The sequence below is a fragment of the Wolbachia endosymbiont of Cardiocondyla obscurior genome, assembly GCF_902713635.1.
GTDB classification, from domain to species: domain Bacteria; phylum Pseudomonadota; class Alphaproteobacteria; order Rickettsiales; family Anaplasmataceae; genus Wolbachia; species Wolbachia pipientis.
Genome location: NZ_CACTIU010000035.1, coordinates 1 through 12,863 on the forward strand (window position 1 = coordinate 1; position 12,863 = coordinate 12,863).

Annotated in this window: 13 protein-coding genes and 1 tRNA gene; 3 read left to right on the forward strand and 11 right to left on the reverse strand. The window is 36.2% G+C overall.

Annotated features, from left to right (window positions below):
* Positions 1-227: 227 nt before the first annotated feature.
* The 3 genes from WOCAOBSORBRA_RS03445 to rpmE all read right to left on the reverse strand — a co-directional run bounded on the left by WOCAOBSORBRA_RS03445 (position 228) and on the right by rpmE (position 2,802).
* Positions 228-1,691, reverse strand: a complete 1,464-nt coding sequence (locus WOCAOBSORBRA_RS03445) for a hypothetical protein (RefSeq protein WP_246165619.1) — start codon at positions 1,689-1,691, stop codon at positions 228-230.
* 83 nt (positions 1,692-1,774) lie between these two features.
* Positions 1,775-2,560, reverse strand: a complete 786-nt coding sequence (locus WOCAOBSORBRA_RS03450; RefSeq protein ID WP_155969145.1) for an NAD kinase — start codon at positions 2,558-2,560, stop codon at positions 1,775-1,777.
* A gap of 38 nt (positions 2,561-2,598) precedes the next feature.
* On the reverse strand, positions 2,599-2,802 hold the full coding sequence (rpmE, locus tag WOCAOBSORBRA_RS03455; RefSeq protein WP_007548602.1) for a 50S ribosomal protein L31: 204 nt from the start codon (positions 2,800-2,802) through the stop codon (positions 2,599-2,601).
* Between the two features lie 128 nt (positions 2,803-2,930).
* Here rpmE and fabD point away from each other — a divergent pair, with 128 nt between their 5' ends.
* Positions 2,931-3,911 carry an ACP S-malonyltransferase gene (fabD, locus tag WOCAOBSORBRA_RS03460; protein ID WP_155969147.1) on the forward strand — a complete coding sequence of 327 codons (981 nt, stop codon included), beginning with the start codon at positions 2,931-2,933 and terminating at the stop codon, positions 3,909-3,911.
* A gap of 39 nt (positions 3,912-3,950) precedes the next feature.
* Here fabD and gpmI read toward each other — a convergent pair whose 3' ends face one another.
* The 7 genes from gpmI to WOCAOBSORBRA_RS03495 all read right to left on the reverse strand — a co-directional run bounded on the left by gpmI (position 3,951) and on the right by WOCAOBSORBRA_RS03495 (position 9,716).
* Positions 3,951-5,471 carry a 2,3-bisphosphoglycerate-independent phosphoglycerate mutase gene (gene gpmI / locus WOCAOBSORBRA_RS03465; protein WP_155969149.1) on the reverse strand — a complete coding sequence of 507 codons (1,521 nt, stop codon included), beginning with the start codon at positions 5,469-5,471 and terminating at the stop codon, positions 3,951-3,953.
* Between the two features lie 33 nt (positions 5,472-5,504).
* Positions 5,505-5,576 (reverse strand) — tRNA-Asn (locus WOCAOBSORBRA_RS03470).
* Positions 5,577-6,077: 501 nt separating this feature from the next.
* Positions 6,078-7,589: a bifunctional phosphoribosylaminoimidazolecarboxamide formyltransferase/IMP cyclohydrolase gene (purH, locus tag WOCAOBSORBRA_RS03475; protein WP_174515937.1), complete on the reverse strand. Its 1,512-nt coding sequence runs from the start codon at positions 7,587-7,589 to the stop codon at positions 6,078-6,080.
* A gap of 80 nt (positions 7,590-7,669) precedes the next feature.
* Positions 7,670-8,569, reverse strand: a complete 900-nt coding sequence (gene fmt / locus WOCAOBSORBRA_RS03480) for a methionyl-tRNA formyltransferase (RefSeq protein ID WP_174515938.1) — start codon at positions 8,567-8,569, stop codon at positions 7,670-7,672.
* 12 nt (positions 8,570-8,581) lie between these two features.
* Positions 8,582-8,947: a 50S ribosomal protein L20 gene (gene rplT / locus WOCAOBSORBRA_RS03485; protein WP_006279340.1), complete on the reverse strand. Its 366-nt coding sequence runs from the start codon at positions 8,945-8,947 to the stop codon at positions 8,582-8,584.
* A 20-nt stretch (positions 8,948-8,967) separates the two neighbouring features.
* Positions 8,968-9,174: a 50S ribosomal protein L35 gene (gene rpmI, locus WOCAOBSORBRA_RS03490; protein ID WP_007548610.1), complete on the reverse strand. Its 207-nt coding sequence runs from the start codon at positions 9,172-9,174 to the stop codon at positions 8,968-8,970.
* 98 nt (positions 9,175-9,272) lie between these two features.
* Positions 9,273-9,716, reverse strand: coding sequence for a PAS domain-containing protein (locus tag WOCAOBSORBRA_RS03495; RefSeq protein WP_010962890.1), 444 nt, complete (start codon positions 9,714-9,716; stop codon positions 9,273-9,275).
* 165 nt (positions 9,717-9,881) lie between these two features.
* Here WOCAOBSORBRA_RS03495 and alaS point away from each other — a divergent pair, with 165 nt between their 5' ends.
* On the forward strand, positions 9,882-12,515 hold the full coding sequence (gene alaS / locus WOCAOBSORBRA_RS03500) for an alanine--tRNA ligase (RefSeq protein ID WP_174515939.1): 2,634 nt from the start codon (positions 9,882-9,884) through the stop codon (positions 12,513-12,515).
* A 73-nt stretch (positions 12,516-12,588) separates the two neighbouring features.
* Positions 12,589-12,732 carry a hypothetical protein gene (locus WOCAOBSORBRA_RS03505; RefSeq protein ID WP_153801319.1) on the forward strand — a complete coding sequence of 48 codons (144 nt, stop codon included), beginning with the start codon at positions 12,589-12,591 and terminating at the stop codon, positions 12,730-12,732.
* Here WOCAOBSORBRA_RS03505 and WOCAOBSORBRA_RS06585 read toward each other — a convergent pair.
* On the reverse strand, positions 12,683-12,863 hold a 181-nt coding region (locus tag WOCAOBSORBRA_RS06585; protein ID WP_410543525.1), incomplete at its 5' end, for a PX domain-containing protein. The genes WOCAOBSORBRA_RS03505 and WOCAOBSORBRA_RS06585 overlap by 50 nt on opposite strands.

Sequence of the window (12,863 nt, forward strand, 5' to 3'; positions counted from 1 at the left end):
GAGCATTTTGATTCATCATTCTCTTTGTGAAAAACATTCCAAACTTTCTCTCCACTTTTTCTGGGTAAGGTCAGTCAGCTACTTGGATGACAGGGGAGGGAGGTGCTACCCTGACAATCGTCATCCCGCTACGTGTTAGCGGGATCTAGAGATACCGCGAATGAATCGCGGTATGACGGTCTGCAGCGGTATGACGTAGGGCTGCACTAGCTATATCATGCATTTTATTAACCGACACTATAAACAATATCCTTACAATTATGAGATTGAACCACAACTTGCTCAAGCGTTAAGCTGCTGCGTTTAGCGTCTTTACTGTGATTTTCCCCAAGAACATTTGTTCTTTCTCGTTTTATTTCCTCAATGAATTTCCCATTAACATCTTTAGGATCAATCTCTTCTTCAGAATATATAAGGTTAGTGCAATTTGTTTTTCTATAATAATGCACGCCAAGACATATAATTGATAATGCAAGTATACCAGAACCTATAAGTAATGATAATCCTATGTTATTAGTCAAAGGGTTTTGGTAAAATTTTTGTACACCATTAACACCATGTGTTGCAAGTAGCCCTAGAGGAAACGCTATATTTGCAGCAACTACACCAGTAAATAATGCAGTAAATATTGGTCTGTCGTTAATTACTGATTTTATTTTATTAGTTCTAGTAATTACTTTTTCGTCAATGTTAGTGAAGCCTTGTTTAGCTTCCCAAGCATTAAGTACAAAATTTGAATGAGTGCCATTGCTATATTCCAGTCTTACAGATTTTATAGCTTTATCTTTTGGCTGGTGCTCCAACACCTCAGCTAAAATTTTATCCGCATCTTTTTTTTGAATGGAATGTTCTTCAGTATCTATAAATTGCCTTGTTGCAAAAAATATTGGACCAATTGCAAGCAATGCAGCAAGTGCGATAACTGGTATAGTGATATATTTTGGGCTGTTTGTAAAAAATGCAATAAATTTTGCTTTATCTTGTAAATATAATAAAGCTGCAGATATACTGAGTATAATAGCACTTGCACCAAAAATTATAAAACCCTTCTGCTGCATGGCATACTTTGCTCTTGGCAAGAATCTGTTTGTTTTTTTATTTGTTGTGCTACCTATATCAGAATTTAGTGACAAAGACTCTTCAGAGTCATCTTTGCTTTTATACGATGGTAAAGTATTTGAAGACGCACCTAAATCATCTTTTGAGTTTTGACCACCTATTTCACTGTCTAAACTCTTTTTCGAAGATTTTGTATTTGGGTTTATAACTGCATAAATATGTTCTTCTGATCCATTACCAGATAATCCTTCTAAACCTAAACTTGCTGTTTGTGATACCCAATCATGAGTCTCACCTTTTGTTTCTTCTAGGGAAGGAGGTAGTACTTCAGTACTAAGACCAAACAAATTTTTGTCTTCTTTGTCTTGTAAACCTGGAGCTTTTGGCAAAATCGGTGGTGCTCCATCACCATCTTTTTGTCGATTTACAGATGCATAAGTAGGATCCACTTCCTCATCATCTGATTCTTCATGTGACATTCCCTGCACACGTGGTACTACATTCAGTACACTTGAGATAGCATTTCCTGCTTCTTCAGGCGATGGTGGATCTTTTAGTGTTATCTTGCTATTGTCACCTGTTTGTTCGTAAGAAGTTAATTTTACTGTTGATTTTTCGACTGACCCATGCATATTCACTCCAAAGTTAATTACTATGCTGCATTGATTACGCTATAGTTATTAAGATATAGTAAATACCAATTTACGGATAATTATTAGTATAGAAATTGTCTATCAAAGATTCTTTCATTCAGAGGGTAATCTTTGTCAAAAAGCAAAGTTATTGTGTTCTCATGGTCTTTTTGTATTTTTATCTGTGATATATTATGAAACTCCTTGTAATCTGATACTACAAGTGCTGGACGGTTTTTTGTGTCGTTAATGTCAATTTGTACGATTGTATCGTTTGATATTAACGCTCCATTCCAATGCCTTGGGTAATAGCTATTGATAGAAGTGAGTGCAAGTAAATTTGAATTTAGCGGCAAGATTGGGCCACCGGCAGAGAAGTTGTATGCAGTGCTGCCTGTGGGGGTAGATAATATTACTCCGTCCCCTCTAAATTTTTCTACTTTTAGCTTATCATTAATAGTAATATTCATCTCTACTATTTGGTTCGCTTTTCTAAAAACGTATACTTCGTTTACTGCTATGTAATGATATCTCTTGCCACTTGTGTCTGTTGCTTCCATTTTTAGCAAAGTTAACTGAGTTGAAGTTGCATGCTCTATATGATCAATTAAATCTTTAAAGCATTTATTCATCAAAAACCCAACATTGCCAGTGTTTATCCCATACACATGCATGTTTTTATTTTCTATGACGTAATTGTGCAAAGTGCGTAGCATAAAGCCATCACCGCCAACAACTATCAATAGATCGATTTCGGACTTATTTTCTTCTGTTATATTGATAAAATTAAGTTTCTTTAATAGTTTAGATACTTCCTGCGATTTTGGTGATGGAGAAGCAACATAGCCTATATTTTTGTATTTATGCATGCTTCAGTAAACTCTCTAAAACTTAAAGAGGAGGAGAATTAGAAAATGCTTCCATATTTATCGTTAAACTTAGCTAATTTGCTAGTTTTACTTGCTAACCCGCTTGTCAAACTTCCAGTCCATGCAGGGTGAGTAAGAGGATCTCTATCAAGTTTTACCCTATCTCCCTCCTTTCCATAAGTGGAACGAGTTTCAAACTCTTGACCGTCTGTCATAACTATAATAATTTTATGATAATTCATTGTTGTTTATAAACTTTTAGTCAGTTAACATTCTAGTGAACTTAATTCACTAAGTCAATCATTATTCTAAAATATTGACAAAAAATAAATAAAATCTTATACTTAATAAGGAATAAGTAATAATTATCATGATTTTCGCTTTCCCTGGTCAGGGCTCTCAGTTTGTAGGAATGGGAAAGAGCTTATATAGTGAGTTTTCCGTTGCAAGACAAGTATTTAATGAAGTAGATAGCATATTGGATAGAAAGCTGTCTCATTTAATCTTCAACGGTCCTATTGAAGAATTAACCATTACAGAAAACGCTCAGCCAGCTATAATGGCAGTATCAATTGCAATGCTACGTGTTATGGAGCATGTGTTTGGCAAATCTCTTTTCACTGATCACAATGTTAAATATGTTTGTGGGCATTCAGTTGGCGAATATACAGCGCTGTGTGCTGCAGGAGCGTTAACGCTTGAGTCTGCAATCAAGCTGCTGAAAGTTCGCAGCGAAGCAATGCATGAAGCTTCACTGAAATGTAAAGGCGGAATGGTTGCGTTGCTTGGAGCAGAGATAAATGAAGTGGAAGATATATTGAAATCAGTTCAAATTGACGGAATTTGTGAAATTGCAAACGATAACGGTGGCGGACAAGTGGTTATAAGTGGCACTAGAGAAGCTCTTGAAATGTTACCCGATTTATTCAAAAACTCGAGTGTGAGGAAACTAATTAAATTACAGGTTAGTGGGCCTTTTCATTCATCTCTTATGAAACCTGCTGATGAAAAAGTTTTGGAGTTTTTGAAGGGTATTAAAATAACCCGTCCTATAGTTCCTTTGATATCAAATGTTACAGCTAAAGAGGAGAGTGATCCCAAAGTTATAAAAACTTTACTCGCCAAGCAAGTTGTAAGCAGAGTGAAATGGAGAGAAATGGTTTTGTATATGTCAAGCCGTGGCATTAACAAATTTGTTGAAATTGGCCCTAATAAAGTTTTATCTAATTTGGTCAAAAGAATTGACCAATCTATCAGTACAAAAAATATAGATAGTATTGGTGATATTGACAGCTTCTTTAATGAATCATTAGTACTAACAGCAAAAAATTTAAAAGTTGGATTAAGTTAAAACACATCTATTTGATGTCATTCCGGTGCATAACGCTGCTTAGCTGGAATGACAGAGGGTAATGCAAGAAATCAACGAACTGCCTGTCATTTCGTTTGGTTTTTTAATTCCAAGTAGCTGTAAAATAGTAGGGGCAATGTCAGATAACCTTCCGTCTCTTAGTTTTAGATTATCGCAAGACACAATAAATGGCACTTTATTTAGAGTGTGTGCTGTATGAGGTGTATTATTTTCTTCATCGAACATACATTCCACGTTACCATGGTCTGCAGTAACAATTAATGCGGTGTTGCTTGACTTTTTAACAGCATTCAGCACTTTTGCAAGACAATCATCTACAGCTAGCACAGCTTTCTCGGCTGCTTTTATATTACCTGTATGCCCTACCATGTCAGGATTAGCGTAATTTACAACTATCAGTGCAAATTCTTGGGAATGAATTTTTTCTACAAGCTTTTCTGTGAGCTCGAAGGCTGACATTTCGGGCTGCAAATCGTAAGTTTGAACTTTTGGTGAGGGAATGAGTATTCTTTCTTCGCCAGAGAAAGGTTCTTCTTTTCCACAATTGAAAAAGAAAGTCACATGAGCGTATTTCTCGGTTTCGGCGATACGTAATTGTTGCAATTTATTGTCTGCTATTGTTTGTCCTAGAGTATCAGCGAAAGAAGTAGGAGGAAAAATATGAGGAATTTTGAGATCTTCTTTATATTTCATCATGCTTAGAATTGAAGAGAGTTTTGCTACCTCAATATAGTCTGTTTTGCCTAGCAAAATACTTGCTAATTGTATCATTCGATCAGCACGAAAGTTAGCCAACAGCACTCCATCTTCTGGTTTTATACCTTGATAGTCACCTATTACTGCGGGCCTGATAAACTCATCAGTTATGTTATTCTGATAATTTTCATCAATCAACGATACTGCATTATCATGACAAGGTGCCTTTGCAAATGCGATAGCCTCATAAGCTTCGATTGTTCTCTTCCACCTGTTGTCACGGTCCATAGCATAGTAACGCCCAGAAACAGTAGCAATTCTTGTGTCATTTCCCTTTATACTCTTTGTAAATTCTTGAATGCATTTTTTTCCTGAATTTGGCAATGTGTCTCTGCCATCTAAAAATGCATGTATCACCACTTTTATTCCATGCTGTGATATTTTATTTGCTAAAGTTGAAATATGCTTTTGATGCGAATGAACACCGCCATCTGACACTAATCCCATTATATGGCATACTCCGTTCTTACTTTTTAGATTACTAATAAAACTTTGTAGATTTACATTGTTTTCTATTGTTCCAATCTCTTGATTAATGCGCTGAAGGCTTTGCATTACTACTCTACCACTGCCAATATTCATATGGCCAACTTCTGAATTACCTATTTGACCACCAGGTAACCCCACATCAGCTCCACAGGCGGATAAACTGCATTTTGGATAATTAGAGCTAATATATTGCCAACAGGGTGGATTTGCGTTGCTGATAGCGTTGTATTTATTATTCTCTATTCCATTTCCCCAGCCATCTAGTATACATAAAACCACTGATTTAATGTTCATATAAAATCAACACTAGAATTTCACAGAGAAACGCTCCCCGGGCCGGATTCGAACCAGCGACCAATTGGTTAACAGCCAACTGCTCTACCACTGAGCTACCGAGGAATAAACCGTTTTTAATTTACCATGTTGAACGTTGGTTGTAAACGTTTTTTGTGTAGACTTTAAGTCCAACTGGTCACAGAAACGAAAAAACTTACTTGACAAACTCCGCCAGCCCCCTTATTGTAGTATTAAGGGTATTTCTGACTCAAAACTTGTTTTTGATCCGCGCGGGTTCAATAACAAAAATTCAGTAAAAAACTTGGAGTATCTATTGGCGGATTACATAAAATTATAGCGGCTGCATGTCTTTTTAATTTTTTCTACATTCAGCCAAATCGCGCTTATTTTAAGCGTTAGCACATTATTACAGCGCCAATTTAAAGTATTAGAGGGTCAAAACTCGCACCACGGGGCTTCTTTGCCTTTTTTTTTATTTGGTAAATTTTTTAACGTTTGTGGCTAAGCGACAGCCGTCATCCCGCTGCTTGTTAGCGGGATCTATGTTGAGAGATACCGCGGCGGTATGACGGTTTGTGGCGGTATGACGATAAGACACAAAGCCTAATGGAAAAAACTGCGAACGCCAGTGAAAAACATAGCAATTTTATTTTCATTTGCAGCTTTTATCACATCTTGATCTTTTAGCGAGCCACCGGGCTGAATTATAGCTGTAATTCCATGTTTTGTGCTTTCTACTATGCTATCTGGAAATGGGAAAAATGCATCTGAAGCAAGCACCGCACCTTTACATTTTTCACCTGCTTTTTTCACTGCAATGTTCACACTATCTATTCTGCTTGTTTGCCCTGCGCCGATGCCAATAGCACAACCATCTTTTGCTATAACTATTGCGTTGGATTTCACATGCTTACATATTTTCCAGGCAAAAATAAGATCTTTTTTTTCTTTGTCTGTTGCAGTGCATTCTGTTACTTGTTCTGCTTTTATTGTGTGGTCATTATTTTCTTGCACCAAAAACCCACCAACAACATTTTTAGTTTGGTATTTCACATTTTGTTGAAAAGATTTATGAATAATCACTCTTAAATTTTTCTTTCTTTGTAAAATTTTTAGTGCCTCATTGTTTACCGATGGTGCTATCACTACTTCTAAAAATATCTCGTTTAATTTTTCCGCTAGCTTTAAATCTATCTCCCGGTTTAAGGCAACTATACCACCAAAACTGCTTACTTCATCGCACGATAGAGCTTTTTCATATGCCTCCAAAGCATTATTACCAATAGCAGCGCCACATGGGTTATTATGCTTGATTATCACTGCTGCAGGTTCTTCGAATTCAGAAGTTATGTTAAGTGCGGATTCTATATCTACTATATTATTATAACTCAACTCTTTTCCATGTAGTTTTTCCAACGGATATTCTGTAAATTGATTACTATAAAATGCAGCTTTTTGATGGGGATTTTCACCATACCTGAGTTCTTGTACTTTATGCCCGTATAGAGCAAAAAACTCTGGTAACTCATTATTTTTACTCTGGGATAAAAACCAACTGTGAATATTAGAATCGTAGTGTGCAGTGAGAGCAAATGCTTTGGTTGCTAAGTGTTTTCTATATTCCAATGTTGTTTCATTGTTATTTTTTATCATCTCAGCTTTTAGTGCTTCGTAGTCTTGAATGCTAGAAATAACTGAAGTAAAACGAAAGTTTTTTGCTGCAGCTCTAATTAACGCCACTCCGCCGATATCAATTTGTTCTATAATTTGCTCTTCATTTGAGCCGCTACTTACTGTCTCCCAAAATGGGTATAGGTTAGTTATAAGCAGGTCTATTGGCTCAACACCTAGATCTTGCACTTCCTTTTTGTGCTTTTCTCGATCATAAAGTATTCCTCCATGAATTTTAGGGTGTAAAGTTTTCACTCTACCACCCAGTATCTCTGGAAATTGTGTGTAATCTGAGACCTCTTGTGTTTTTATTCCTGCACTAGATAGCACTTTATAAGTATTTCCTGTTGAAAGAATTTCTATTTGTTGCTGCATTAAAAACGATGCAAGATCAATTATATTCGTTTTATCATATACCGATATTAAAGCTCTTTTGATTTTCATTTTTGTACAGAAAATTTTATAAGATTATATCTAAGAAAAGGAAATTTAGCTATTACATTTCTACACTAATTTAAAGCAGCCTATTCTATAAATTTTTTTACCATGCTTGATTTCAAGCCACGAATAAAATCTTCAATACTGCAAGGATTTCTCCCTTCCATTTGTACAACTTTAGGAATTAAAGTGCCACCTTTTAAACTTATGTGCATATTATCGTTAACAATCTTACCTTGTTCTGAAGCGAGAGCTTCAAAGTCAGCATCAAGTATCCTGATACGTTTATTTTCTATCTTAATGAATGCTTTTGGGTAAAACGCTTTAACCTTTCTATAAGCAACTTCACAGGCATCACTTGCATAAATTTTATAGTCTTCCACTTTGTCAGCGTAACATGCATCATTATCGTTCTGCTCTATAGGAACCTGTTTTTCAATTTCATTTAACACCTCAAGCAGTAAATCACTGCCTAATTCAGACAATTTATCATGCAATGTCTTGTAATTATCGTTCTTTTCGATAAGAAATTTTTCCTGTTTTAAAATAGGGCCGGAATCTAATCCTTCATCCAATTGCATAATGCTAACCCCGGTTTCTTGATCTCCTGCTAAAATTGTGTGCTGTATCGGGGCTGCACCACGCCACCTTGGTAGTAATGAAGGATGAATATTAATACAACCATATTTAGGAATATTCAAAATTTCTCGTGGAAGTATCAATCCATACGCGGCAACAACTGCAACGTCTGGTTTGAAATTTCTAAATTTTCCTTGCTCTGCCGAAAACTTTAGAGAGATAGGAGTACATACCTCTATGTTACTTTCTTCAGCGATAACATGTACTGGAGATTTCGTTGGCTTCTGTCCACGCCCTGAAGGTTTTGGAGCCTTGGTGTATACTGCCACCACTTCGCTCTTTGATTTCAGTAACAAGCTCAGAGAATTAACAGCAAATCCTGGTGATCCCATGAAAATAATTCTCATGGTGTTTTTGCTTTAAGAATTCTCCGCTAATTTACCACTTACAGTTTCTACTAATTTGGCAAAATCATCCTTATAATTAACTGCCATCTCAGCAAGAATTTTTCTATTTAAATCAATGCCGGCAAGTGTAAGACCATGCATAAACCTACCATAAGTAAGCCCATGCTCTCTTGCTGCTGCATTAATACGTATTATCCATAAGCTACGGAAATCACGTTTACGGGTTCTTCTGTCTCTGTAAGCATATTGCAGTGCTTTTTCAACTCTTTGTAATGCAATTCTATAACAGCTTTTTGCACGTCCTCTATAACCCTTTGCCAGTTTCAATATTTTTTTATGACGAGCGTGAGTAGTGACTCCACGTTTTACCCGAGCCATTTTATTTTACCTCCATTTTGTTAAATACCGTAAGGCATATGAAGCTTAACTATACGCGAGTCAGATTTACCAAGAATCGTTGTACCGCGCTGATTACGAATATTAGATTTACTTCTCTTTACCATGCCATGCCTTTTGCCTGACTGAGTAGAAATAACTTTACCCTTAGCTGTAAGGTGAAAGCGCTTTTTCACAGAAGATTTGGTTTTTAATTTTATTTTCTTCATATTCCAAATAAATTTACAAGCACTACTATTGAGTTCTTTAATAGTAATTAAGCATTAGTATAAATAATTTTATTAAAGAATCAAATTAAAATTGTATATTAAAGGAGTTTAAAAGTAATTACGCCCAATATGTGTGTTATACCTTCTTTATTCCCAAGTGGCAACAATACTTGCCTCATTTTAACACTTTCACTTTCTTCCTCTTCATTGATCGGGCATTTACTCTCTATTACAGTATCAAGTTTATCAATAACTGCATCTATTTTATATAGTCGCAAAAATGGTGCATCAATTGCATACTTATTATCAATGCGCGTCTTTTTCTCAAAACCATAGAATTCAACAGCCTTTTCTCCTGCATTTTCACAAATATAACCTTGATCCTTGACTTCAATGACAAAACAATGCTGCCATGATTCCATTATTTCTGCAGTGTCTATTTCATGCCTTTCTGGCCAATCTCTGTCTGATCCTTTTATGTCATTCCAGTGTTGAGTCACCACATTTGCTATTCTTTTTTCTTTGCCTACATAAATTTCCATTCCAATTTCCACATATAAAACACAGATATGAGGTAAATTTATCGTGAATATATTGATTTTTTCTTACCACAAGGTGCATGTCACTAGAAGTTCTGAGATCTAGAGAGTGGTATTGATTTTATTTCCATTACAACTTATTATTTATAGATAACCTCAATAAAAACGATGAAGCTAAACGAAATCAGAGAAAGATTTATAAAATTTTTTGTAAATAATGACCACGAGCAGGTTTCTTCTTCTCCTTTGATTCCAGAACATGACCCAACGCTCATGTTCACAAATGCTGGTATGGTGCAGTTTAAAAATATTTTTACTGGTGCTCAAAAAACTGAAATGAAACGTGCTGTCTCAAGTCAAAAGTGCCTAAGAGCAGGCGGTAAACACAATGATCTGGAAAATGTTGGCTATACAACTCGGCATCACACATTTTTTGAAATGCTCGGAAATTTTAGCTTCGGTGATTACTTTAAGGAAACTGCGATAGAATTTGCGTGGGAATTTATCACTAAAGAGTTATCTCTTGATAAAAACAGACTATCCATAACCGTCTACCATACTGATGATGAGGCGTACGAGATTTGGCGTAAGATAAGTGGCTTTTCAAGTGATAAAATCATAAGAATTACAACGGATGATAACTTTTGGAGTATGGGAAGCACTGGTCCGTGCGGTCCATGTTCTGAAATTTTTTATGACCATGGGAGTCCTAATTTACAAGAGGGCGATAGAATTGTTGAAATCTGGAATCTGGTATTCATGGAGTTTAACAAAGATGAAGAAGGTAATTTACACAAATTGCCAAAAAAATGCATCGATACTGGAATGGGCCTTGAAAGAATAGCGGCTGTTATGCAAAACGTCCATGATAACTATGATATTGATCTATTTTCTGCTCTGATAAGTAAATCACAAGAGTACTGTGGAAGAACGGAAAATAAAATAGCGCATAAGATCATAGCAGATCATCTTCGCGCGGCTGCATTTCTCATCGCAGAAGGAGTGCTTCCTGGAAATGAGGGCAGGAATTACGTATTACGCAGATTAATTAGGAGAGCCACACGTTATATTCACCTGCTTGGATATAATGATTCCCTACTCCATCGTATTTTTCCAGTGTTGATAGATAGCACGAGTTCGGCTTATATGGGAGCTGAATTAGTCAGAGCTAAAAGCTTAATAGAAACGACGTTAAAATCAGAGGAAGAAAACTTTAAAGACACTTTGATGAAAGGCATTAGTCTATTGGAAAAATTCACTGCAGATTTAAAACCAGGTGACACTCTGCCTGGAGAATTAGCGTTTAAGCTATATGATACTTATGGATTTCCTTTGGATATTACACTTGATATTTTAAAAGAGAAAAAAATAAATTTTGACCAGAAGGGTTTTGATGATGCAATGGGAGAACAAAAAGAGAGAGCACGTGCTAAATGGGCTGGATCTGGTGAAAAATCTGTTGAGCAAGTATGGTTTGATTTGATCAATAAATTTGGCAAAACAAAATTTGTTGGTTATGAGTTCAATGAAGTAAGTGATGCGAAAATACTAGCTATAGTTTCCTCTAAAAATGAAGTAATTGATTCTGCAAAGGAGGGAGAAAAGATAACCATTATACTTGATAAAACACCTTTTTATGGCGAGTCAGGTGGACAAGTGGGAGATACTGGCAGTCTGATCAAACCTGGTAGAAGTATTATTATAGTCGAGAATACCAATAAGGTTAATGACCTATATTTGCACAGATGCATAGTTAAATTCGGTTCAATTTGTAAAGGTGACACAGTTGCAGCAAGCATTGACAAGGAAAGAAGGCAAACCTTAAGAAGAAATCATTCAGCTACACATCTTCTGCACTTTACACTCAGAAAAATTCTAGGTGATCATGTCACTCAAAAAGGTTCCCTAGTTGCACCAGATAGACTGAGATTCGACTTCAGCCATAACACTCAAATGACTCAAGATCAGTTGTTTTGGGTAGAGGATATGGTAAACTCTCTAATCAGAGAAAATCTTTCCGCATCTACAAAAATTCAAAGCATGAATCAGGCAATAGACGAAGGAGCTATGGCGTTATTCGGCGAAAAATATAGCGATCAAGTAAGAGTAGTGAAGATTGGAGATTCAAGGGAACTGTGTGGTGGCACGCACGTTGAACATACTGGAGAAATCGGTTTATTTAAGATAGTAACAGAGAGTTCTGTTGCTTTTGGAGTGAGAAGAATTGAAGCTTTAACTGGTCAGGAAGCAATCAATTATGTACGTGATAATGAAATTAACTTAAAAAAAGTTGCAGAATTCGTAAAAGCGCCAGTGAGTGAAATAACAAGCAGATTAAGTATTTTAAGTCAAGAACACAAAAAATCCGAAACCAAAATAAAAAACCTATATAAAAAGCTTGTGAGTGCAGAGAATATAAAAAGCACCGAAATAAATGGAATAAATTTTATAAGCCACACTTTCACTGATATTCCAGCAAATGTAATAAGAGAGTTTGTTTTGCAGCAACAAAAACCAAAAACGATAATAGCTTTCACGGCAACAGAAAAAGATAAAACAGTCTTGATTATTAAAGTAAGTAAAGACTTAATCAATAAGATTAGCGCAAAAGAACTAATATCCATAGCAGTTGAAAAGAACTGTGGTGGGAATGCTGAATTTGCACAAACAGGCTGTGATAGCAATAAAATAGATGATGCCATTACAGCCATTTATAGCAAAATAGCAGCTTCTAAGCACTCTACGTCATACCACCACGAACCGTCATACCGCCGCGGCGCTAACAAGCAGCGGGATACTTAACCATCGTCTACACCGTCATACCGCGATTCATTCGCGGTATCTCTTAGCATAGATCCCGCTAACAGGTAGCGGGATGACGGTTGTCAGGCTAGCTGTCATCCAAGTAGCTCGACTACTTGGATCCAGGAAAAAGAATGGTGTCATGAAAGTAGCTGACACTGATTCCTTTATGATGGTGTCATCCCAGTGCCCAGACACTGGGATCCAGGAAACTTAATTGCAAGTAATGCATTGGATTTGGTGAGTATGGGTTTTGCGTTATAGAATGAAGCACTTTTGGTGAATTTATAAAGAAAGCTGGATCCCAGTGTCAAGCACTGGGATGACAAGGTATAAACCTTATCGTCA